The organism is Bacillus thuringiensis, from assembly GCF_022095615.2.
Taxonomy (GTDB): domain Bacteria; phylum Bacillota; class Bacilli; order Bacillales; family Bacillaceae_G; genus Bacillus_A; species Bacillus_A cereus_AG.
This window is the reverse complement of the sequence record NZ_CP155559.1, coordinates 5,180,656-5,202,706: the sequence shown is the minus strand read 5'-3', so window position 1 is coordinate 5,202,706 and position 22,051 is coordinate 5,180,656. Positions and strand designations below refer to the sequence as shown.

The following is a 22,051-nucleotide window of genomic DNA, read 5'->3' as shown; positions in this document are numbered from 1 at the left end:
AAACCTAAAAACGTCGTTTGTATATGAGATAGGGTTTTCGACAAAAAAAGCAAATGTGGATAATCATTTACCCACATGTGATTAAAACTGTCCACATGTTATACACAAATTGTGGATAAGATAAAGATGTGGAAAACTTATTCAAAGTGAAAACACAACTATAATATCAAAAAAAAGTAGCTATAGCAATGAATTTAAGAAAGTTATCCACAAAATCAATACCTTGTGGAATAAACTTGTCCACAACACGATATACTGTGTAAAAGTACGAAAAGAGTTTGTGGATATAAAAAAAAAGAAAAAACATTTATCCACAAGGAAATATAGGGTCTGTGAAAAAGTATGTGAATAGGTTCAAAATGAATATTTGATGAAAATTTCGAGAACCATTGACATTTTCCTAGTTGATTAACTATAATTTATAGGACTGTCTTTAACAGATATTCCTCAGGGAGGTGTCATATAATGAAAAGAACTTACCAACCAAATAAACGTAAGCGCAGCAAAGTACATGGTTTCCGCAGCCGTATGAGCACAGCGAACGGACGTAAAGTGCTAGCAGCTCGTCGTCGTAAAGGAAGAAAAGTATTATCTGCGTAGACCACTGATCGTTCAGTGGTCTTTTTTTCTAATAATAGTGAATTTCCACTGATGAACTACAGGAGTGTCAATTGATATGAAGAAAACACATCGTATAAAAAAGAATGATGAATTCCAGACGGTTTTTCAAAAAGGAAAATCAAATGCGAATCGTCAGCTTGTTGTCTATCAACTAGATAAGGCAGAGCAGCCAAACTTTCGTATTGGTCTTTCTGTCAGCAAGAAAATAGGAAATGCAGTAGTGCGTAACCGAATTAAACGTATGATTCGCCAGTCGATCACAGAATTAAAAGATGAGATAGATTCTGGAAAAGATTTTGTTATAATAGCAAGGAAGCCTTGTGCAGAGATGACATATGAAGAATTAAAGAAAAGCTTAATTCATGTCTTTAAACGCTCTGGTATGAAAAGAATAAAAAAGTAGCGTAAGGAAATGAATTACACTATATACATACCGATACAAGGAGGAGCAGGCTTTGAAAAAGAAAATAGGTTTACTAGCCATGGTTATTGCATTAATGGCAATTGCTACTGGCTGTAGTGAAGTGAATCAGCCGATTACACCGAAAAGTACTGGAATTTGGAATGAATATTTCGTATATCCGCTTTCTCAGTTAATTACGTATTTTGCCAACTTATTTGGTAGTAATTACGGTTTAGCAATCGTTGTTACAACTCTTATCATTCGTTTTGCATTATTACCATTAATGATTAAACAAACGAAGAGTACGAAAGCAATGCAGGCGTTACAACCAGAAATGGTGAAGTTAAAAGAGAAATATAGTTCTAAAGATCAAGCAACACAGCAAAAACTACAACAAGAAATGATGCAGTTATATCAAAAAAATGGTGTAAACCCATTAGCAGGATGTTTACCGATATTTGTTCAGATGCCTATTTTATTCGCGTTTTACCATGCGATTATGAGAACAGCAGAAATTAGTAAGCATACATTTTTATGGTTCGACTTAGGGCAGGCAGATCCGTACTATATCTTACCGGTTGTCGCGGCAATTACGACATTTATTCAGCAAAAGCTTGCAATGGCAGGAACAGCTGGTCAAAACCCGCAAATGGCAATGATGATTTGGCTTATGCCAATTATGATTTTAGTCTTTGCAATTAACTTCCCAGCTGCATTATCACTTTACTGGGTTGTTGGTAATATCTTTGGTATCGCTCAAATGTACTTGATCAAGGGGCCAGAAATTAAGGCTAGTAAGGCAGGAGGATCAAGCAAGTGAGTGTAATTACTGCTAAAGGACAAACAGTCGATCTGGCAGTACAAGATGCTTTAAGGCAACTAAATGTTCCGAAAGACCGAGTAGATATAAATATTATCGATGAGGGTAAAAGAGGGTTCCTAGGTTTATTTGGGAATCGACCTGCAGTAGTAGAAGTTGTATTGAAGAAAGATCCGATTCAAGAATGTGAAGAATATTTAAAAAATGTTATTCACGATATGGGTGTGGAAGCTGAGATTAGTAAAATTGTAAAAGGACGCGAAGTTGAATTTACAATTTCTGGCGAAAACATAGGTGTTTTGATTGGGAAAAGAGGGAACACCTTGAATTCTTTACAGTATTTAACAAAACTTGTGGCAAATCGTAATACGAAGCAGTATATTGGTATCACACTAGATGCTGAAAATTATCGTAGTAAAAGAAAAGGTACATTAGAAGCACTTTCTTATCGATTAGCAAAACAAGTGGTAAGTACGAAAAAAAGAGTTGTGTTAGAGCCTATGCCATCTTTTGAACGAAAGATTATCCACCAAGCATTATCTAATCATCAAAATATCATTACAACTTCTGAAGGAAAAGAACCACATCGACATGTTGTAATATCTTCCAAGTGACCGGTTACTCAATTGAGTGCCGGTTTTTTTGAGGGGAAAACAGGTGTGGATAACTGAAAAACACTAAACTTATCCACTGTGAATAAGTTTAGTGTTTTTTACATGAGGACATAATAAAATGAGTTATTCTTCTTTTGTAGATAGGTTCGTTATGGTATTCTAATAATTTAGTGAAGAAAATAATCATGTTGAAATAGAGATAAATAAGCAAGTGAGGTGAAAGGACATGGAATTTGATACAATTGCCGCGATTTCCACAGCACTTGGAGAAGGTGCAATTGCCATTGTTCGAGTAAGTGGGGATGATGCGGTTGAAAAAGTTAATCGTATTTTTAAAGGGAAGGATTTAACAGAGGTTCCTTCTCACACAATTCATTATGGTCATATTGTCGATTTAGATACAAATCAAGTTATTGAAGAAGTGATGGTATCTATTCTGCGTGCACCAAGGACTTTTACACGTGAAAATATAGTGGAAATTAACTGCCACGGTGGACTTGTTTCGGTAAATAAAGTGTTGCAGCTTATTTTAGCGCAAGGAGTACGATTAGCGGAGCCTGGTGAATTTACAAAACGTGCTTTTTTAAATGGCCGTATTGATTTATCACAAGCAGAAGCTGTTATGGACCTAATCCGTGCAAAAACAGATCGTGCAATGAACGTAGCAATTAACCAAATGGAAGGACGATTATCTAAATTAATCGGCCGTCTGCGTCAGGAGATATTAGAAACGTTGGCTCATGTTGAGGTAAACATAGATTACCCGGAATATGATGATGTGGAAGAAATGACACATAATATCTTAATTGAGAAAGCGACACATGTTCGTGCGGAAATTGCAAAAATATTAGAAACATCGAAGCAAGGAAAGATTTTACGTGAAGGTATTGCTACTGCAATTATCGGTAGACCTAACGTTGGGAAATCATCGCTATTAAATAGTCTCGTTCAGGAGAAAAAGGCAATTGTAACTGATATTGCAGGAACAACTCGTGATGTTATTGAAGAGTACGTTAATGTGCGTGGTGTACCACTTAAGCTTATAGATACAGCCGGTATTCGTGAAACAGAAGATGTTGTTGAACGAATTGGTGTAGAGCGTTCAAAAGAAATGATGAGCCAAGCTGATTTAGTGTTAGTTGTCGTTAATTATAGCGAGGCTTTAACGCATGAGGATGAAGATCTATTCCGTGCGGTACAAGGAAAAGATTTCATTGTTATTGTAAATAAGACAGATTTATCGCAAACAATCGATATGGAACGTGTTATAGAATTGGCAGCGGGAAATCGTGTTATTACAACGTCGTTAATTGAGGAACAAGGAATAGATGAGCTTGAAAAGGCAATAGCTGATTTATTCTTTGAAGGAACGATTGATTCTGCAGATGTGACATATGTTTCTAACGCGAGACATATTGGATTATTAACACAAGCAGGAAAAACAATTGGAGATGCAATCGAGGCGATAGAAAGTGGTGTTCCAATTGATATGGTGCAAATTGATTTAACAAGAACGTGGGAAATACTTGGTGAAATTACTGGTGATACTGTCCATGAAAGCCTAATTGACCAGTTGTTCTCTCAATTTTGTTTAGGAAAATAATATAGTGATGTTTTAGAAAGATAGAGATTATTAGGAGGAATAAACAATGGGATACAATGCCGGTTCATACGATGTCATAGTGATCGGTGCAGGTCATGCAGGATGTGAAGCTGGTCTTGCGGCAGCACGAATGGGCTCCAACACATTAATGTTAACAATTAATTTAGATATGGTAGCGTTTATGCCATGTAACCCTTCTGTTGGTGGACCAGCAAAAGGGATTGTTGTTCGTGAAATTGATGCATTAGGCGGAGAAATGGGACGCAACATTGATAAAACGTATATTCAAATGCGTATGTTAAATACAGGTAAAGGACCAGCTGTACGCGCACTTCGAGCACAAGCAGATAAGTTCTCTTACCAGCATGAATTAAAAAAAACAATTGAAGAAACACCAAACTTAACGTTATTCCAAGGAATGGTTGAGCGTCTAATCGTTGAAGATGGCGAATGTAAAGGGGTAATTACGCAAGCTGGTGCTGAATATACAGCAAAAACAGTTGTAATTACGACTGGAACATTTTTACGCGGTGAGATTATTATGGGAGATTTAAAATATTCGAGCGGTCCGAATAATCAACAACCATCTATTACTTTATCCGAACATTTAGAGGAGCTTGGATTTGATCTTGTTAGATTTAAAACAGGTACACCTCCGCGTGTAAATAGTAATACGATTGATTACAGTAAAACAGAAATTCAACCAGGTGATGACAAACCACGAGCTTTCTCTTTTGAAACGACAAAATTTATTATGGATCAAATTCCATGTTGGTTGACATATACAAGTACGGAAACACATCGTTTAATAGATGAAAACCTACATCGCTCAGCTATGTATTCTGGTATGATTAAGGGAACAGGACCTAGATATTGTCCTTCAATTGAAGACAAGGTAGTAAGGTTTAATGATAAACCACGTCATCAAATTTTCTTAGAGCCAGAAGGACGTAATACACAAGAAGTGTATGTGCAAGGCTTATCCACAAGCTTACCAGAAGATGTGCAACGTGATATGCTTAGAACAATACCTGGCTTAGAAAATGTTGAAATGATGCGTACAGGTTATGCAATTGAATATGATGCAATTGTGCCAACACAACTATGGCCAACACTTGAAACGAAAAAAATTAAAAATTTATATACAGCAGGACAAATTAACGGAACTTCTGGTTACGAAGAGGCGGCAGGACAAGGGCTTATGGCTGGGATTAATGCGGCATGTCGTTCTTTAGGTAAAAAAGAAGTTATTTTAGGTCGCGCGGATGCTTATATTGGTGTCTTAATTGATGATCTTGTAACGAAAGGTACAAATGAACCATATCGTTTATTAACGTCTCGTGCAGAATATCGCCTATTATTACGCCATGATAATGCTGATCTTCGTTTAACTGAGGTTGGTCGTGAAATTGGATTAATTAAAGAAGAGCGCTATGAGCGATTTACAAATAAAAAATTAAAAATTGAACAGGAAAAGGAACGTTTAGGTAGCATTATTATTAAACCACGTCCTGAAGTTCAAGAATTAATTCGTAGTATTGGTGGAAGTGAATTGAAAGATGGAATACGTGCAAGTGACTTATTACGCCGTCCAGAGATGACGTATGAGCATATTCATCTTTTAGTACCAAGTGAAGTAGAATTAAGTGATGAAATTACAGAACAAGTTGAAATTCAGATTAAGTACGAAGGATATATCGAAAAATCTTTACAGCAAGTAGAGCGTATGAAGAAAATGGAAAATAAAAAAATCCCTGTGGATATTGATTATGATGCGATTTCTAGTCTTGCCTCAGAAGCGAGACAGAAATTGAAAGATGTTCGTCCACTTTCAATGGGGCAGGCTTCACGTATTTCTGGCGTAAATCCAGCTGATGTTTCCATTTTGCTTGTGTATATTGAACAAGGAAAAATTGCACGAGTATCGAACCAATAAATAGTAAGGAGATATTGCTAGATGAACATAGAACAATTTCAATCTATGCTAGAAGAGAAGGGTATCACCCTCTCTTCTAGACAATTAGAGCAGTTCAAAATCTACTTTGAAACGTTAGTAGAGTGGAATGAAAAAATGAATTTAACAGCTATTACGGAGAAGGAAGAAGTATATTTAAAACACTTTTTTGATTCTATTACAGCTGCTTTTTATTATGATTTTTCGAAACCATTCTCTATTTGTGATGTTGGCGCAGGAGCTGGATTCCCAAGTATTCCGCTGAAAATCTGTTTCCCACATTTAAAAGTAACAATTGTAGATTCATTACAAAAACGTATTAATTTCTTAAATCACTTAGCGCAAAAATTAGAGTTAAGTGATGTTGCCTTTTGTCATGATCGTGCTGAAACATTTGGGAAAAAAGAAGGTGTACGTGAATCATACGATATTGTAATGGCACGTGCAGTTGCCCGTCTTTCGGTATTGAGTGAGCTATGTTTACCACTTGTAAAAGTTGGGGGAACATTCATTGCAATGAAAGGTGCCGCAGCAAATGAAGAAATTGAAAATGGCAAGTATGCTTTAGAGGTGCTAGGCGGGAATTTAAAAGAAATGTCTACGTTCCAATTACCGTTTGAAGAAAGCGAACGTAATATTTTATTAATCGAGAAAAAGCGCAAGACACCAAAGAAATATCCACGCAAACCGGGAACACCCAATAAATTACCTATTGAAAAATAAATCTTATTAGACGTAAGATTAAATTATATAAATGAAAACGTAAATGTTTCATAGGAAACATTTTATGGAGAATAGTCAATAGGCCTAAAAGGTGGTGGAATATGTATGAAAAATACGTTTTCTCGTTTATTTGGCTTTGGAGATAAAGAGAGCGAATTCGAATTACAAGACGAAAGCCATGAAGAAATAGATAAAAAGGTATATGAAGAAATACAAGAAATTCCGATAGTAAATATTACCCCTAACCGTTATCAACCACGAACAGTTTTTGATGATGCGCGTATTGAAGAGCTAGCATTAACGATTCGTACACACGGACTGATTCAGCCAATTGTTGTGAGGCAATATGAGGATGATAAGTACGAGATTATCGCTGGAGAAAGGCGCTTCCGTGCGGCGACAAAGTTAGGGTGGGAAAAGGTTCCTGCAATTATAAAGAACTTAAATGATACAGAGACAGCTTCTGTAGCTTTAATTGAAAACTTGCAACGTGAGGAACTAACAGCAATCGAGGAAGCTGTGGCATATCAAAAGCTAATTGAGTTACATAATTTAACACAAGAAGCATTGGCACAACGACTTGGAAAAGGACAATCTACAATCGCAAATAAGTTGCGATTGTTAAAGTTGCCTGAAGAAATAAAACGTGCATTATTAGAAAAAAGTATTACAGAACGGCATGCTCGTGCCCTTATTCCTTTGAAAAATGAGGAATTACAACTGAAGGTTTTACAAGAGATTGTGGAGAAGCAACTGAATGTAAAGCAAACAGAGGAACGAATTGCGAAATTACTAGAGGAAGCAAAACCGAAGCGTAAGGCAAAGCAAAAAGCAGTAAGTAGAGATACGAGAATTGCCATGAATACAATTAGGCAGTCCTTACAAATGGTTGCTGATAGTGGTTTAAATGTTAACTCTGAGGAAGAAGAATTTGATGAGTACTATCAAATTACGATAAAAATTCCGAAGAAAAAATAATAATGGCGTGTTAGAGACCTTATCCTATTTGGATAGGTCTCTTTTACTATATTTTCTTGTTAGATGAAGAAGGAGTTTAGAAATAAATTTTGAAGTTTAATAAGGACGTAAAAGAAAAACTTTTATTTCATGTTACAATAAACGTAATTGTTACTAGAATAAGATAGAAAGGTTGAAAGTAGGTGACATCATGGGAAAAATCATTGCTATTGCCAATCAAAAAGGTGGCGTTGGAAAAACAACAACATCTGTTAATTTAGGGGCTGGATTGGCACAAGTAGGTAAAAAGGTCCTTCTTGTAGATATTGATGCTCAAGGAAATGCAACGACTGGTGTGGGAATTGAAAAATCCGAATTAGATCAATGTATTTACAACGTTCTTGTGGAAGATGCAGATGTTCAAGGGGTTATACGGAAAACCGCAACTGAAAACTTAGATGTTCTACCCGCTACAATTCAATTGGCAGGTGCTGAAATTGAATTGGTACCGACTATTTCCCGGGAAGTACGTTTGCAAAGGGCATTACAGCCAGTTCGTGATGAATATGACTATATTATTATCGACTGTCCCCCGTCCTTAGGGTTATTAACGATTAATGCATTAACCGCAGCAGATTCTGTTATTATTCCTGTTCAATGCGAATATTACGCACTAGAAGGATTAAGTCAGCTATTAAATACAGTTCGACTTGTGCAAAAGCACTTAAATAAAAATCTAGCAATTCAAGGTGTATTGCTAACGATGTTGGATGCCCGTACAAATTTAGGGATTCAGGTTATAGATGAAGTGAAAAAATACTTTAGGGATAAAGTATACCGTTCGATTATTCCTCGTAATGTTCGTTTAAGTGAAGCGCCAAGTCATGGGAAACCAATTATGCAGTATGACGCTAAATCAAGAGGGGCAGAAGTATATATAGATTTAGCAGAGGAAGTGATTGCAGGTGGCTAAAGGATTAGGAAGAGGAATTAATGTGTTTTTTCCTGATTTAGATGTGAAAGAAGAAGAGGCAATTCAGGAGATTATGATAACTGAATTAAGACCGAATCCATATCAACCACGTAAACACTTTAATAAAGAGGCAATTCAAGAATTATCGGCTTCTATTAAAGAGCATGGCATATTGCAACCGTTAATTGCTAGGAAGAGTATTAAAGGATATGAAATTGTTGCAGGTGAAAGAAGATATCGTGCTGCCAAAGAGGCGGGGCTCGAGAAGGTACCTGCCGTTGTAAGACAATTAAATGAGCAGCAAATGATGGAGTTTGCATTGCTTGAAAACTTACAACGAGAAGATTTAAACCCAATGGAAGAAGCAATGGCATATCAAATGTTAATGAATGAGCTAAATGTAACGCAAGAACAATTAGCAAAACGTCTTGGTAAGAGCAGACCTTACATTGCAAATTATACGCGTTTATTAAGCCTCCCTCCATTTGTGCAAGATATGATTGCAAATGGGCAACTTTCAATGGCTCATGGGAGAACTTTGCTTACGATAAAAGATGAAGAACAATTGAAATCTTTATTGAAACGAATCGAAAAAGAAGGATTAAATGTTCGTCAATTAGAGAAAATTGTTCAGGAGATTAATCAACGCGTTTCACGTGAAACAAAACAAGTGAAAAAAGAGAGAAACATATTTTTTGTAGAACGCGAAACGTTCTTAAGAGAAAAGTTTGGCACAGATGTGAAAATTAAAGAAACAAAAAGAGAAAAAGGTAAAATCGAAATTGAATTTTTCAATAAAGAAGATTTAAATCGTATTTTAGAATTATTAGCGCAGAAAAACTAAAAAGCAAACCATCTTATTATTTATAGATGGTTTGCTTTTTTTAATACAGATAATTTTTGGTCTGTTTCTTTTATACTTTGTGCAATTACATCAGCCATTTTCATGACTAAACTTAATCTTGTATTTTGCAGGACGAAAAACTCCATAAAACCATTTAGATTTACGATGCCATGAATATGTAAATCACCAACTGCAGGTAATTTTTTATTCATAGCAGCTCCAGGTTTACTAGGCCCCATTCCGGTAGTGATGGAACCGATACTTTGAGACTTTCCTAAACAGGCATCAACCGCAATTATAAATGAAGTAGGATTATCTTTCTGTATATTCTGAATTCTTTCTTCTAAATTTAGCGCATGCACTGGCTCATCTAGTGTGCCGAACACTTGGAAGTTTGTAATTCCTACTTGTTCTAGTTTCGTACCGACTAACGGACCGAGTGCATCGCCTGTAGAACGATCTGTTCCGATACAAACGAGAATAATCGGTATAGTTGTTTTAATAGGGATATGGGAAAGTAAGAAGTTACTAATTGTCTCGGAGGCTTCTACGTCTTGGTGCATAACATTTTGAGTTTCTTTTTCGAAAAAGGGTAAGCGAAAACTTCCAATATTCATGAAGCATCCATCCTTTTAATAAATTTTCAAAATATGTTATATGGTGAGTAAAATGGAAAACTATAAGTGCGTATTTCCTGTAAAACTTGAGTGAAAACGGAAATAATAGTACTAGTATATATATATTCGTTCCATTTTATACCTGCACAGAAGTTAACAAATACAATTAAAGTCATAAAAACTTTGCGGAAATCAGGGTGACTTCTGATACAATGAGAAGGATAATTAAAAAGGAATTTTAGCTGGAGAGGTAGAGGTACATGGATTTAGCGTTGAAATGGTTTGAGTCCATTGATTGGACGAATATAGGTGTGAAATCACTAAAAATAGTCGTTATTTTAATACTTGGTGCAATTATTGTGCGAGTTGCGCGTGCAATTGTACGAAATGCGTTTCGTATGGGAAGCCGTTCGCCAATTCAAATTTCAGAACGTCGTACAGTTACAGTAGCGAAGTTACTTGAAAATATTGTGGCATACGTTGTTATGTTCATTATGTTAATTGCGATTTTGGGTGTGTTTAATATTAATGCATCTGGTTTATTAGCGGGTGCGGGGGTAATTGGTTTAGCAGTCGGATTTGGTGCTCAAAGTTTAGTGAAAGATGTTATTACGGGGTTATTTATTTTGCTAGAAGATCAATTTTCAGTAGGTGACTATGTAAAAATTGGTCAGTTTGAAGGTGTCGTTCTAGAAATTGGACTTCGTACAACAAAAGTAAAGAGCTGGACAGGCGAAATTCATACTTTACCAAACGGAAGTATCATTCAAGTTACGAACTATTCAGTTAGTAATAGTGTAGCATTTGTTGATGTATCTATTTCGTATGAAGGTGACATAGCAAAAGCAGAGCAAGTTATTGAAGATTTATTAGTAGAATTACCTGAAAAATACGAGAAAATGATAACGACGCCTCAACTATTAGGTGTGCAAACATTAGCTGCATCGGAAGTTGTATTACGTGTTATTGCTGAGGTAGAACCGATGCAACATGCAGTTATTGCAAGAGCACTTCGTAAAGAAATTAAAAATCGTCTAGATTTACATGGTATTGAAATTCCATATCCACGTATGGTTTTATATAATCGTGAAGAATTGGTGAGTGGAAAAGCACTTTAGTATGGAGAGGGGTTTGGAGAATGGAGCAAAAGCAGTATAACTTGTACGATGTTGTGGAAATGAAGAAAGCCCACCCATGTGGTGAGAATCGCTGGAAGATTATTCGTATGGGAATGGATATCCGCATTAAGTGCGAGGGATGTGACCATTCAGTAATGATTCCTCGAAGAGAGTTTGATCGTAAGGTGAAAAAAATACTTGTGAAGCACGAAGAATAGAGAGAAAGTAACAGTTGCAGTGGGTAGCTGTTACTTTTTTTCGTTTGGAGGAAACTTGTCATTTTTTTCGTTACTATCTATAATGATGAAAGATTAAGACATAGGAGTGAAAAATATGGGATTAACGGCTGGGATTGTTGGATTACCTAACGTAGGGAAGTCCACTTTATTTAATGCAATTACACAAGCAGGAGCAGAATCTGCAAACTATCCATTCTGTACAATTGATCCAAACGTAGGAATTGTAGAAGTACCAGATGAGCGTTTAAATAAATTAACGGAATTAGTAGAACCGAAAAAAACTGTTCCGACTGTATTTGAGTTTACTGATATTGCAGGTATCGTAAAAGGTGCTAGTAAAGGTGAAGGTTTAGGTAATAAATTCTTATCTCACATTCGCCAAGTAGATGCAATTTGCCAAGTTGTTCGTTGTTTTGAAGACGAAAATATTACACACGTTTCAGGGAAAGTAGATCCAATCGATGATATTGAAACAATCAACTTAGAGCTAATCTTAGCGGATTTAGAATCTGTTGATAAACGTATCGAACGTGTTGCGAAATTAGCAAGACAAAAAGATAAAGAAGCAGTATATGAGCATGAAATTTTAGTTCGCTTAAAAGAAGCTTTTGAAGAGGGAAAACCAGCTCGTACTGTTGAATTTACAGAAGAGCAAATGAAGATTGTCAAAGGTCTTCATTTACTTACAACGAAAGAAATGTTGTACGTAGCAAACGTAAGTGAGGACGATATTATCGATCCTTCTGAAAACAAATACGTACAAATGGTAAAAGAATTTGCTGCAAATGAAAATTCTCAAGTAATCGTTGTATGTGCAAAAATCGAAGAAGAAATCGCTGAGCTAGACGAGGAAGAGAAAAAAGTATTCCTTGAAGAACTAGGCATTGAAGAATCTGGTTTAGATCAATTAATTCGTGCTGCATATGATTTATTAGGACTTGCTACTTACTTCACAGCAGGTGTGCAAGAAGTACGTGCATGGACGTTTAAACAAGGTATGAAAGCACCACAATGTGCGGGCGTAATTCATACAGACTTTGAGCGTGGATTTATTCGTGCAGAAACAGTTTCTTACGAAGACTTAATGACAAACGGTTCTATGACAGCTGCAAAAGAAGCTGGTAAAGTTCGTTTAGAAGGAAAAGAGTATATCGTAAAAGACGGAGACGTTATGCACTTCCGCTTCAACGTTTAATTTAATATTTCCTAGGAAAAATAAAGATATGAGCTTGGCGAATATATTATGTGTTTGCCAAGTTTTTTATGCATGGGTGAGTTGATTCATCTAACTTACTATGATATAATCTAAACTCGTGAGTAATTACTATAAATTAATTGCTCCTTGCCCATTATGGGCCGTTTAGACCAAAAGGAGGTGAAAGTGTAATGAGAAAGTACGAAATTATGTACATCATTCGTCCTGGCGTTGAAGAAGAAGCTCAAAAAGCTTTAGTTGAACGTTTCGCAGGTGTTTTAACAAACAATGGTGCAGAAATCATTAACACGAAAGAGTGGGGTAAGCGTCGTTTAGCTTACGAAATCAACGACTTACGTGAAGGTTTCTACATGATCTTAAACGTGAACTCTAACGCAGAAGCGATTAACGAATTCGACCGTTTAGCTAAGATCAACGAAGACATCCTTCGTCATATCGTTGTTAAAGAAGAAGAAAAATAATTGATATATAAGGGAGAGTGGTTCGATTGATGAATCGTGTTATCCTCGTTGGTCGTTTAACTAAGGACCCTGACTTACGTTACACGCCCAATGGTGTTGCAGTAGCTACTTTTACGTTAGCTGTGAATCGCGCATTTGCGAATCAACAAGGTGAGCGTGAAGCTGACTTTATTAATTGTGTAATATGGCGTAAACAAGCAGAAAACGTAGCAAATTATTTGAAAAAAGGTAGCTTAGCAGGCGTAGATGGACGTCTTCAAACTCGTAATTACGATGGACAAGATGGTAAACGTGTATATGTAACAGAAGTTCTTGCGGAAAGCGTACAATTTTTAGAGCCGCGTAATGGCGGTGGGGAGCAACGTGGTTCATTTAATCAGCAACCATCAGGAGCTGGTTTCGGTAACCAAAGCTCTAACCCATTTGGTCAATCTAGTAATTCAGGCAACCAAGGTAACCAAGGTAACCAAGGTAACTCTGGATTTACGAAGAATGACGATCCATTTTCAAATGTAGGTCAACCGATCGACATTTCCGACGACGATTTACCGTTCTAATACAGTAAATTAGTTAGTTTTAACAAAGAATGGAGGGAATAGACATGGCAGGACGCAAAGGTGGACGTGCGAAGCGTCGTAAGGTGTGTTTCTTCACATCTAACGGCATCACTCGCATTGACTATAAAGATGTTGATTTATTAAAACGTTTCGTTTCTGAGCGTGGTAAAATTTTACCTCGTCGTGTAACAGGAACAAGCGCAAAATACCAACGCAAACTTACAGTTGCAATTAAACGTGCTCGTCAAATGGCACTTTTACCATATGTTGGTGAATAATAGCGTATGAAATGCACAGTAGAGTCGGACTCTACTGTGCATTTTGCTATGCTTTTCTTTTTTGAAAGAGAGGTTAGATGATGAAAAATACGAAATTTATTACTGAGGGTGCAGCGCTGTTAGCGATATATGCAATGTTATTACTTATATCTATGTATGTTCCAATTTTAGGTACAGTTGTAACGTTTGCATTGCCATTGCCGTTTATATTGCTAACGATAAGATATAGATTATCTAACGCCTTTGTAATTTTTACGGCGGCGCTTTTTATTACTGTTATTGTCAGTCAACCGATGAACCTAGTGAAGACAACTATGTTTGGATTGATAGGTATCGTTTTAGGATATATGTATAAAAAACAAAAAAAACCGGTAGAAATTTTGATGGCGGGGACACTTGCGTACTTAATTGGTATTATGCTCATTTATGTTGCAAGTATAAAGTTTTTTAACATAGATTTAATGAAGCAAATGCAAAATATGCTTACTGAAAGTATGGCGCAAAGTGAAAAGATAGTCACTGCTGCTGGTATGCCTATTAGTAAAGAGCAAAAAGAATTATTTGCACAATTTAATGATGTGTTACAAACGTTATTCCCAAGTTTGCTTGTAATGCTCTCGGTATGTTTTTCTTGGATTACAGTTATGATATCAGGTAGTGTTTTGAGAAAACTAAAGCATGATGTTATACCTTGGCCTAAATTTAAAGATATACAATTACCAAAGAGTATTGTTTGGTATTACGTTATATTTATTTTGCTATCAACTTTTATAAAAGTAGAACCGACATCATATTTACATATGGTATTTTCTAACCTATATGTCATATTTGCTTTACTACTAGTACTGCAAGGTCTGACATTTATCGCTTTTATAGCGCATAGCAAAGGTTTTACGAAAGGGGTTCCTATTATTAGTTTTATTGTCTGCATGTTTATTCCGATGCTGTTTCCTCTTGTGACAATCTTAGGTATAATTGATTTAGGGATTTCATTGCGTTCTAAAATAGGAGGATAAAGTAATATTCCTTATACTATTTTAATCTGTTTAACTAACTGGAAGGAGAGTTAGTTTTACTTTATAGGAGTTGTATACATGCCTGAATTTTATAAGAAACAGTGGTTTTTATATCCTGTTTATGTATTGGCATTTTTCGTGTTTGTGCTCATTGCGATCCTCTGTTATTTTCATTTAATTATGGGGATATCCACATTTTTTATTTTTTGCATTGTACTTTTTGTTGTTATACGCTTTGAACTGACCTTTCAAAGGAATTTCGAAAAGTATACGACAGATATGATTACAAGAGTAAAGAAAGTGAGTAATGAAGCATTTAACCAAATGCCGATTGGTATTTTGTTATACAATAAGGATTATGGGATTGATTGGGCGAATCCTTATTTATCTTCATGTCTAGGACAGCATGCATTAGCTGGATGGCACCTTTATGATGTATCAGAAACGTTACTTCTTTTTATTAAGGGAGAAACTTCCGACGATATAGTTTCTTTAAATAACCGAAAGTTTCGCGTTTTTGTAAGGAAAGAAGAAAAGTTAATTTATTTCTTTGATGTAACGGAACAAACAGAGATTGAAAAAATGTACGAGGATCAACGCACTGTTTTAGCTGTCATTTATTTAGATAATTATGATGAAGTTACACAAGGGCTAGATGATCAATTACGTACGAATATAACAAGTCTTGTAACGTCACGATTAAATGAATGGGCCGTTAAGTATGGGGCATATTTAAAACGTGCATCTTCAGAAAGATTCTTCGTTGTACTAAATGAGAGTATTTTAGCACAAATGGAGAAAGGTAAATTTAGTATTTTAGATCAGGTGCGTGAGGAAACATCCAAAAGGAATATACCACTCACCTTAAGTGTAGGTGTTGGATCAGGTGATTTACCTTTATCAGAGCTTGGAGCAATGGCTCAGTCCGGTTTAGACCTTGCGCTTGGCCGTGGTGGAGATCAAGTAGCTATTAAACAAGCGACAGGTAAAGTTAAGTTTTATGGTGGTAAGACAAATCCAGTTGAAAAACGTACTCGTGTACGTGCCAGAGTTATTTCGCATGCATTAAAGGATTTAGTGTTAGAAAGTAGTAACGTCATTATAATGGGGCATAGGGCTCCTGATATGGACGCAATTGGTGCTGCGATTGGTATTTTAAAGGTAGCGCAATTAAATGAGCGCAAAGGATATATTGTGTTAGATGAAAATGATTCTGATAAGGGAATTAAGCGTTTGATGGATAAAGTGAAACAAAACGAAGAGTTATGGTCTCACTTTATTACACCAGGACAAGCGATGGAATTTGCAAATGATGATTCTTTACTTGTTGTTGTTGATACGCATAAACCTTCAATGGTGATGGAAGAAAAGCTGTTACACAAAATTGAAAATGTAGTTGTTATTGACCATCATCGCCGAGGAGAAGATTTTATTGAAGATCCATTGCTTGTTTACATGGAGCCATATGCTTCTTCTACGGCGGAACTTGTTACAGAATTACTTGAATACCAGCCAAAAAATTTAAAAATGACAATGTTAGAAGCAACAGCATTGTTAGCGGGTATTATTGTTGATACGAAAAGCTTTACATTCCGGACAGGTGCTCGTACTTTTGATGCTGCTTCTTATTTACGCTCACATGGTGCAGATACTGTACTTGTACAAGAGCTTTTAAAAGAAGATATGGATCAGTACTTGCGGGTTGCAAAAGCTATTAAAAATGCGTACATTTATACAAATGGAATTGCGATTGCGAAAGTTGATAGTGATGATTACTACGATCAAGTGCTTATTGCGCAATCAGCGGACACATTATTAACGATGACAGGAATTATTGCATCATTTGTTATTGCAAAACGTGGCGAGAATTTCATTGGAATTAGCGGCAGGTCTTTAGGTGAAGTGAACGTGCAGCTAATTATGGAAAATTTAGGTGGTGGCGGGCATTTAACGAATGCAGCCACACAAATGAAAAATGTTACAGTAGATGAAGCTGAGGAGAAGCTTCGATTTGTTATTGATGACTATTTACAGGGAGGCACACAATCATGAAAGTAATTTTTCTAAAAGACGTAAAAGGTAAAGGGAAAAAAGGGGAAATAAAAAACGTACCAGATGGCTATGCAAATAACTTCTTACTAAAACAAGGATTAGCTGCTGAAGCGACAAATAGCAGTATGAAAACTTTAGAAGCTCAAAAGCGAAAAGAAGAAAAAGATGCAGCAGCAGAGGTTGAAAATGCAAAAGAATTGAAAGAAACGTTAGAGAAACTAACTGTAGAAGTAAAGGCGAAATCTGGAGAAGGTGGCCGTCTATTTGGTTCAATCACAAGTAAACAAATTGTAGATGCAATGCAAAAATCACATAAAATTAAACTTGATAAACGTAAATTTGAAATGGATGATGCAATTCGTGCATTAGGCTATACAAACGTTACTGTGAAATTGCATCCGCAAGTAACAGCAACAGTAAAAGTTCATGTTAGTGAACAATAAAAATAAGTTAAGCAAGGAGGATTGCGTATGAGTGATGTAATGGCTGATCGTACCCCTCCGCATAATATAGAGGCCGAGCAGGCGGTTTTAGGGGCCATATTAATTGATCAAGATGCGTTAACGTCAGCATCGGAGTTATTGGTACCTGATTCATTCTATCGAACGAAACATCAAAAGATTTTTGAAGTCATGCTTGGGTTATCTGATAAAGGAGAACCGATCGACTTAGTAATAATGACATCAGCGATGGCTGATCAAGGATTACTAGAAGAAGTTGGTGGAGTGTCTTATTTAGCAGAATTAGCAGAAGTTGTTCCAACCGCTGCTAACGTAGAATATTATGCACGAATCATCGCTGAAAAGGCGCTGTTACGTCGTTTGATTCGAACAGCGACTCATATCGTGTCTGATGGGTATGAGAGAGAAGATGACGTGGATGGCCTTTTAAATGAGGCTGAGAAAAAAATATTAGAAGTATCTCACCAAACGAATGCAAAAGCATTCCAAAACATTAAAGATGTTCTTGTAGATGCTTACGATAAAATTGAACTTTTGCATAATCAAAAAGGTGAAGTTACTGGGATACCAACTGGATTTACTGAATTAGATAAGATGACCGCAGGTTTCCAGCGAAATGATTTAATCATCGTAGCGGCACGTCCCTCAGTAGGGAAAACTGCATTTTCATTAAATATCGCACAAAACGTAGCGACGAAAACGGATGAAAATGTAGCGATTTTTAGTCTAGAGATGGGCTCTGATCAACTTGTTATGCGTATGCTTTGTGCAGAAGGAAATATTGATGCACAAAGACTTCGTACCGGTTCATTGACTTCTGATGATTGGGCGAAATTAACGATGGCGATGGGTAGCCTTTCTAATGCTGGTATCTATATTGATGATACACCAGGGATTAAAGTAAATGAGATTCGGGCGAAATGTCGTAGATTAAAACAAGAACAAGGTCTTGGGATGGTTTTGATTGACTATTTACAGCTTATTCAAGGAAGTGGGAAATCAGGAGAAAACCGTCAGCAGGAAGTATCTGAGATTTCTCGTACATTAAAAGGGATTGCGCGTGAATTGCAAGTGCCTGTTATTGCCTTATCACAGTTATCTCGTGGTGTAGAATCTCGTCAGGATAAACGCCCGATGATGTCTGATATTCGTGAATCTGGAAGTATTGAGCAGGATGCTGATATTGTAGCTTTCCTATATCGTGAAGATTACTATGACCGTGAAACGGAAAATAAAAATACGATTGAAATTATCATTGCAAAACAACGTAATGGTCCGGTAGGTTCAGTAGAGCTTGCGTTTGTTAAAGAATTTAATAAATTCGTCAATTTAGAACGACGCTTTGAGGATGGGGCATAAAGGCAGTATAAAAAAGAAACGCATTTCTTATAATAAGATGTGTTTCTTTTTTTATGGGGTAAAGATAAGGCTTTCATAAGGTGAAAATATAATTCTTACGAACGAAAATGATTTTTAATAAAAAAATGTTCGCTTTTTGGTTGACTTCTCTTTCGGTTTTGGTACAATTATATTGTTTGAATAGATCGTTTGAAAATCGCGGAGGTGCTTTAATAATGTCTTCAGTAGTAGTTGTAGGAACACAATGGGGCGACGAAGGAAAAGGTAAAATCACTGATTTTCTTTCTGAGCATGCGGAAGTAGTTGCAAGATATCAAGGTGGAAATAACGCGGGACATACAATTGTTTTCGGCGGAGTTAAATATAAATTACACTTAATTCCATCTGGTATTTTCTATAAAGAGAAAATTTGTGTAATCGGAAATGGCTTAGTAGTAGATCCGAAAGCATTACTTGAAGAGTTAAAATACTTACATGATCGTGGTGTAAGTACTGATAATTTACGTGTAAGTAACCGTGCGCACGTTATTTTACCTTATCACTTAAAACAAGATGAGTTAGAAGAAGCGAGTAAAGGTGATAACAAAATCGGTACAACGAAAAAAGGTATCGGTCCTGCATATATGGATAAAGCTGCTCGTATTGGTATTCGTATGGCTGATCTTTTAGACCGTGAAGCATTTAAAGAAAAGCTTGAGCGCAATTTAGTAGAAAAAAATCGTTTATTTGAAAAAATGTACGATACAGAAGGTTTCAGTGTAGAAGAAATCTTCGAAGAGTACTTCGAGTACGGACAACAAATCGCACAATATGTATGCGATACATCTGTTGTATTAAATGATGCACTAGATAACAATCACCGTGTATTATTTGAAGGTGCACAAGGTGTTATGCTTGATATCGACCACGGTACGTACCCATTTGTTACATCTTCTAACCCGATTGCTGGTGGTGTAACAGTTGGAACTGGGGTTGGCCCTGCGAAAGTTACTCGCGTTGTAGGTGTATGTAAAGCATATACAAGCCGCGTAGGTGACGGTCCATTCCCTACTGAACTTAATGATGAAATTGGTCATCAAATTCGTGAAGTTGGCCGTGAGTACGGAACAACAACTGGTCGTCCACGCCGCGTAGGTTGGTTCGATAGCGTTGTTGTAAGACATGCACGTCGTGTTAGTGGTTTAACAGATCTATCGTTAAATTCTATCGACGTTCTAACGGGTATTCCGACTCTTAAAATTTGTGTTGCTTACAAATGCAATGGCGAAGTTATCGATGAAGTTCCAGCAAACTTAAACATTTTAGCAAAATGTGAGCCTGTATACGAAGAACTTCCAGGTTGGACAGAAGATATTACTGGTGTAAAATCATTAGACGAGCTTCCTGAAAATGCACGCAAATACGTAGAACGTGTTTCTGAGTTAACAGGAATTCAATTATCTATGTTCTCAGTTGGACCAGATCGTAACCAAACAAATATCGTTCGTAACGTATACGAAGCTTAATTGATATTTTTGAGAAAAAACTCATGTCCGCATGAGTTTTTTCTTATCTTTTATAAAAAAAATAAAAAAAGATGTTGCAAAAAATAAAGAAAACATGTTATGATACATCTTGTCGTCACGAAAATATGACGTTGGTGAGTATGAGCCATTAGCTCAGTTGGTAGAGCATCTGACTTTTAATCAGAGGGTCGAAGGTTCGAATCCTTCATGGCTCACCATTTTATTTTTCGTGGCCCGTTGGTCAAGTGGTTAAGACACCGCCCTTTCACGGCGGTAACACGGGTTCGAATCCCGTACGGGTCATGTTTTTTTATGCTTATTTTTGGTCCCGTGGTGTAGTGGTTAACATGCCTGCCTGTCACGCAGGAGATCGCCGGTTCGACCCCGGTCGGGACCGCCACTTTTGTTTATACCACCATTAGTGGTTTTATATATAGTTTTGGCTCGGTAGCTCAGTCGGTAGAGCAGAGGACTGAAAATCCTCGTGTCGGCGGTTCGATTCCGTCCCGAGCCACTCTCAGGATATTAAGTGGGCCCACTTAATATCCTTTTTATTTATGTAATTTTACAAAACTGAGTAGTTATTTTAAAATAGAACGAGGAGCCTCTAGCAGTTGAAGCTAGAGGTTTTTCTATAGATCGTATAGGATTCCGTGTAAAAGTGGATTATACATGAGTCTGTGAGAATAGAGGAGAAAGTACTTAAGCAAAAGATGCGGTCATATGGGGACATACTATGTAGACATCAATGTGTTTAGGGATATTGACCATATTTTTCAACCGCATCAACGGGCAGTAAGACCCTAACTTAAAATTCAGCGGTGGTAAAGAAGTTAGGTGCGGGATCAACTGCCCGTAAATGCCCGATTGATGCGGGCTAATAATCAGTGGGGGATGAAGAAGCCCCCACCACCGATTAAAGTTTCACTTTATAAGGAGGAAATAGACGATGATGGGAAAGAAAATTTTAGTAGTTGATGATGAAAAGCCGATTGCGGATATTTTGAAGTTCAACCTAGAAAAAGAAGGTTTTGAAATTGTAATGGCGCATGATGGTGATGAAGCGATTGAAAAAGCGAATGAAGAGCAGCCAGATATGGTTTTATTAGATATTATGCTACCAGGTAAGGATGGCTTAGAGGTTTGCCGTGAAATACGTAAAAGCTCAGAAATGCCGATTATTATGCTTACAGCAAAGGACTCTGAAATTGATAAAGTATTAGGGCTTGAGCTTGGAGCAGATGATTATGTAACAAAGCCATTTAGTACGAGGGAATTACTTGCTCGTGTGAAGGCGAATTTACGTCGCCATCAACAAGGTGGTGCTGCAGAAAAAGAAGAAAATACGGAAATGGTTATTGGACCAATAGTTATCAATCCAAATGCGTATAGTGTAACGAAACGTGAGGAAAATATTGAACTTACACATCGTGAATTTGAGCTACTACATTATTTAGCAAAACATTTAGGACAAGTTATGACTCGTGAACATTTATTGCAAACAGTTTGGGGTTATGACTATTTTGGAGATGTACGTACAGTGGATGTAACAGTGCGTCGTTTACGTGAAAAAATTGAAGATAATCCAAGTCACCCCACTTTAATTGTAACTAGACGTGGAGTAGGGTATTACTTGCGTGACCCAGAGCAGGAATAGTAT

At 36.7% G+C, this 22,051-nt stretch carries 23 protein-coding genes and 4 tRNA genes; 26 read left to right on the top strand and 1 reads right to left on the bottom strand.

Annotation, left to right across the window (positions count from 1 at the left end):
• The first annotated feature begins 465 nt into the window (after positions 1 to 465).
• From rpmH to spo0J, 10 genes are all read left to right on the top strand, one after another.
• The gene (gene rpmH / locus KZZ19_RS26920) at positions 466 to 600 is read left to right on the top strand and encodes a 50S ribosomal protein L34 (protein WP_000831901.1); all 135 of its coding nucleotides are present in this window, start codon (positions 466 to 468) and stop codon (positions 598 to 600) included.
• Positions 601 to 676: 76 nt separating this feature from the next.
• Complete coding sequence (rnpA, locus tag KZZ19_RS26915) at positions 677 to 1,024, top strand: ribonuclease P protein component (RefSeq protein WP_000750813.1); 348 nt, start codon at positions 677 to 679, stop codon at positions 1,022 to 1,024.
• A gap of 52 nt (positions 1,025 to 1,076) precedes the next feature.
• Complete coding sequence (gene spoIIIJ / locus KZZ19_RS26910; RefSeq protein WP_000726760.1) at positions 1,077 to 1,844, top strand: YidC family membrane integrase SpoIIIJ; 768 nt, start codon at positions 1,077 to 1,079, stop codon at positions 1,842 to 1,844.
• Complete coding sequence (gene jag, locus KZZ19_RS26905) at positions 1,841 to 2,458, top strand: RNA-binding cell elongation regulator Jag/EloR (RefSeq protein WP_237982530.1); 618 nt, start codon at positions 1,841 to 1,843, stop codon at positions 2,456 to 2,458. The genes spoIIIJ and jag overlap by 4 nt, the downstream gene beginning before the upstream one ends.
• 226 nt (positions 2,459 to 2,684) lie before the next feature.
• The gene (gene mnmE / locus KZZ19_RS26900; protein ID WP_237982529.1) at positions 2,685 to 4,061 is read left to right on the top strand and encodes a tRNA uridine-5-carboxymethylaminomethyl(34) synthesis GTPase MnmE; all 1,377 of its coding nucleotides are present in this window, start codon (positions 2,685 to 2,687) and stop codon (positions 4,059 to 4,061) included.
• Positions 4,062 to 4,107: 46 nt separating this feature from the next.
• Positions 4,108 to 5,997, top strand: a complete 1,890-nt coding sequence (gene mnmG / locus KZZ19_RS26895; protein WP_088098609.1) for a tRNA uridine-5-carboxymethylaminomethyl(34) synthesis enzyme MnmG — start codon at positions 4,108 to 4,110, stop codon at positions 5,995 to 5,997.
• A gap of 21 nt (positions 5,998 to 6,018) precedes the next feature.
• Positions 6,019 to 6,738 carry a 16S rRNA (guanine(527)-N(7))-methyltransferase RsmG gene (gene rsmG / locus KZZ19_RS26890; protein ID WP_001019629.1) on the top strand — a complete coding sequence of 240 codons (720 nt, stop codon included), beginning with the start codon at positions 6,019 to 6,021 and terminating at the stop codon, positions 6,736 to 6,738.
• Between the two features lie 105 nt (positions 6,739 to 6,843).
• Complete coding sequence (gene noc / locus KZZ19_RS26885) at positions 6,844 to 7,716, top strand: nucleoid occlusion protein (protein WP_076541195.1); 873 nt, start codon at positions 6,844 to 6,846, stop codon at positions 7,714 to 7,716.
• A gap of 190 nt (positions 7,717 to 7,906) precedes the next feature.
• The gene (gene soj / locus KZZ19_RS26880) at positions 7,907 to 8,668 is read left to right on the top strand and encodes a sporulation initiation inhibitor protein Soj (protein ID WP_000516117.1); all 762 of its coding nucleotides are present in this window, start codon (positions 7,907 to 7,909) and stop codon (positions 8,666 to 8,668) included.
• Positions 8,661 to 9,512 (top strand): stage 0 sporulation protein Spo0J, encoded by an 852-nt coding sequence (gene spo0J, locus KZZ19_RS26875; protein WP_088098607.1) that lies wholly within the window; start codon positions 8,661 to 8,663, stop codon positions 9,510 to 9,512. Before soj ends, spo0J begins: the two co-directional genes overlap by 8 nt.
• Positions 9,513 to 9,532: 20 nt before the next feature.
• Here spo0J and yyaC read toward each other — a convergent pair whose 3' ends face one another.
• A complete protein-coding gene (gene yyaC / locus KZZ19_RS26870; protein ID WP_088098606.1) occupies positions 9,533 to 10,129 on the bottom strand; it encodes a spore protease YyaC in 597 nt (198 codons plus the stop codon).
• Positions 10,130 to 10,389: 260 nt separating this feature from the next.
• Here yyaC and KZZ19_RS26865 point away from each other — a divergent pair, with 260 nt between their 5' ends.
• From KZZ19_RS26865 to walR, 16 genes are all read left to right on the top strand, one after another.
• A complete protein-coding gene (locus KZZ19_RS26865) occupies positions 10,390 to 11,247 on the top strand; it encodes a mechanosensitive ion channel family protein (protein ID WP_088098605.1) in 858 nt (285 codons plus the stop codon).
• Positions 11,248 to 11,267: 20 nt separating this feature from the next.
• Positions 11,268 to 11,465: a DUF951 domain-containing protein gene (locus KZZ19_RS26860; protein WP_000436051.1), complete on the top strand. Its 198-nt coding sequence runs from the start codon at positions 11,268 to 11,270 to the stop codon at positions 11,463 to 11,465.
• Between the two features lie 115 nt (positions 11,466 to 11,580).
• Positions 11,581 to 12,681: a redox-regulated ATPase YchF gene (gene ychF, locus KZZ19_RS26855; RefSeq protein WP_000524656.1), complete on the top strand. Its 1,101-nt coding sequence runs from the start codon at positions 11,581 to 11,583 to the stop codon at positions 12,679 to 12,681.
• A gap of 191 nt (positions 12,682 to 12,872) precedes the next feature.
• Positions 12,873 to 13,163 carry a 30S ribosomal protein S6 gene (gene rpsF, locus KZZ19_RS26850; RefSeq protein WP_001233781.1) on the top strand — a complete coding sequence of 97 codons (291 nt, stop codon included), beginning with the start codon at positions 12,873 to 12,875 and terminating at the stop codon, positions 13,161 to 13,163.
• A 26-nt stretch (positions 13,164 to 13,189) separates the two neighbouring features.
• Positions 13,190 to 13,720 (top strand): single-stranded DNA-binding protein, encoded by a 531-nt coding sequence (ssb, locus tag KZZ19_RS26845; RefSeq protein ID WP_002108911.1) that lies wholly within the window; start codon positions 13,190 to 13,192, stop codon positions 13,718 to 13,720.
• A gap of 44 nt (positions 13,721 to 13,764) precedes the next feature.
• Positions 13,765 to 13,998 carry a 30S ribosomal protein S18 gene (rpsR, locus tag KZZ19_RS26840; protein WP_000918874.1) on the top strand — a complete coding sequence of 78 codons (234 nt, stop codon included), beginning with the start codon at positions 13,765 to 13,767 and terminating at the stop codon, positions 13,996 to 13,998.
• Positions 13,999 to 14,078: 80 nt separating this feature from the next.
• On the top strand, positions 14,079 to 15,014 hold the full coding sequence (locus tag KZZ19_RS26835) for a YybS family protein (RefSeq protein ID WP_237982528.1): 936 nt from the start codon (positions 14,079 to 14,081) through the stop codon (positions 15,012 to 15,014).
• Between the two features lie 78 nt (positions 15,015 to 15,092).
• Positions 15,093 to 17,066, top strand: coding sequence for a DHH family phosphoesterase (locus KZZ19_RS26830; protein ID WP_001113891.1), 1,974 nt, complete (start codon positions 15,093 to 15,095; stop codon positions 17,064 to 17,066).
• Positions 17,063 to 17,509, top strand: a complete 447-nt coding sequence (rplI, locus tag KZZ19_RS26825) for a 50S ribosomal protein L9 (RefSeq protein WP_000864225.1) — start codon at positions 17,063 to 17,065, stop codon at positions 17,507 to 17,509. Before KZZ19_RS26830 ends, rplI begins: the two co-directional genes overlap by 4 nt.
• Before the next feature lie 27 nt (positions 17,510 to 17,536).
• Positions 17,537 to 18,886 (top strand): replicative DNA helicase, encoded by a 1,350-nt coding sequence (dnaB, locus tag KZZ19_RS26820; RefSeq protein WP_001286241.1) that lies wholly within the window; start codon positions 17,537 to 17,539, stop codon positions 18,884 to 18,886.
• A gap of 215 nt (positions 18,887 to 19,101) precedes the next feature.
• Complete coding sequence (locus tag KZZ19_RS26815) at positions 19,102 to 20,391, top strand: adenylosuccinate synthase (RefSeq protein ID WP_237982527.1); 1,290 nt, start codon at positions 19,102 to 19,104, stop codon at positions 20,389 to 20,391.
• 142 nt (positions 20,392 to 20,533) lie between these two features.
• A tRNA-Lys gene (locus KZZ19_RS26810) sits at positions 20,534 to 20,609 on the top strand.
• A gap of 13 nt (positions 20,610 to 20,622) precedes the next feature.
• Positions 20,623 to 20,694: transfer RNA gene (locus KZZ19_RS26805), tRNA-Glu, on the top strand.
• A 21-nt stretch (positions 20,695 to 20,715) separates the two neighbouring features.
• Positions 20,716 to 20,791 (top strand) — tRNA-Asp (locus KZZ19_RS26800).
• A gap of 41 nt (positions 20,792 to 20,832) precedes the next feature.
• Positions 20,833 to 20,905, top strand: a tRNA-Phe gene (locus KZZ19_RS26795).
• Between the two features lie 435 nt (positions 20,906 to 21,340).
• The gene (walR, locus tag KZZ19_RS26790) at positions 21,341 to 22,048 is read left to right on the top strand and encodes a cell wall metabolism DNA-binding response regulator WalR (protein WP_000971865.1); all 708 of its coding nucleotides are present in this window, start codon (positions 21,341 to 21,343) and stop codon (positions 22,046 to 22,048) included.
• The last annotated feature ends 3 nt before the right edge of the window (positions 22,049 to 22,051 follow it).

Coding starts and splice junctions, on each gene's coding strand:
- rpmH (WP_000831901.1), top strand. CDS start 466: ATGAAAAGAACTTACCAACCAAATAAACGTAAGCGCAGCAAAGTACAT.
- rnpA (WP_000750813.1), top strand. CDS start 677: ATGAAGAAAACACATCGTATAAAAAAGAATGATGAATTCCAGACGGTT.
- mnmE (WP_237982529.1), top strand. CDS start 2,685: ATGGAATTTGATACAATTGCCGCGATTTCCACAGCACTTGGAGAAGGT.
- mnmG (WP_088098609.1), top strand. CDS start 4,108: ATGGGATACAATGCCGGTTCATACGATGTCATAGTGATCGGTGCAGGT.
- rsmG (WP_001019629.1), top strand. CDS start 6,019: ATGAACATAGAACAATTTCAATCTATGCTAGAAGAGAAGGGTATCACC.
- noc (WP_076541195.1), top strand. CDS start 6,844: ATGAAAAATACGTTTTCTCGTTTATTTGGCTTTGGAGATAAAGAGAGC.
- soj (WP_000516117.1), top strand. CDS start 7,907: ATGGGAAAAATCATTGCTATTGCCAATCAAAAAGGTGGCGTTGGAAAA.
- yyaC (WP_088098606.1), bottom strand. CDS start 10,129: ATGAATATTGGAAGTTTTCGCTTACCCTTTTTCGAAAAAGAAACTCAA.
- KZZ19_RS26865 (WP_088098605.1), top strand. CDS start 10,390: ATGGATTTAGCGTTGAAATGGTTTGAGTCCATTGATTGGACGAATATA.
- KZZ19_RS26860 (WP_000436051.1), top strand. CDS start 11,268: ATGGAGCAAAAGCAGTATAACTTGTACGATGTTGTGGAAATGAAGAAA.
- ychF (WP_000524656.1), top strand. CDS start 11,581: ATGGGATTAACGGCTGGGATTGTTGGATTACCTAACGTAGGGAAGTCC.
- rpsF (WP_001233781.1), top strand. CDS start 12,873: ATGAGAAAGTACGAAATTATGTACATCATTCGTCCTGGCGTTGAAGAA.
- rpsR (WP_000918874.1), top strand. CDS start 13,765: ATGGCAGGACGCAAAGGTGGACGTGCGAAGCGTCGTAAGGTGTGTTTC.
- KZZ19_RS26835 (WP_237982528.1), top strand. CDS start 14,079: ATGAAAAATACGAAATTTATTACTGAGGGTGCAGCGCTGTTAGCGATA.
- KZZ19_RS26830 (WP_001113891.1), top strand. CDS start 15,093: ATGCCTGAATTTTATAAGAAACAGTGGTTTTTATATCCTGTTTATGTA.
- rplI (WP_000864225.1), top strand. CDS start 17,063: ATGAAAGTAATTTTTCTAAAAGACGTAAAAGGTAAAGGGAAAAAAGGG.
- dnaB (WP_001286241.1), top strand. CDS start 17,537: ATGAGTGATGTAATGGCTGATCGTACCCCTCCGCATAATATAGAGGCC.
- KZZ19_RS26815 (WP_237982527.1), top strand. CDS start 19,102: ATGTCTTCAGTAGTAGTTGTAGGAACACAATGGGGCGACGAAGGAAAA.
- walR (WP_000971865.1), top strand. CDS start 21,341: ATGATGGGAAAGAAAATTTTAGTAGTTGATGATGAAAAGCCGATTGCG.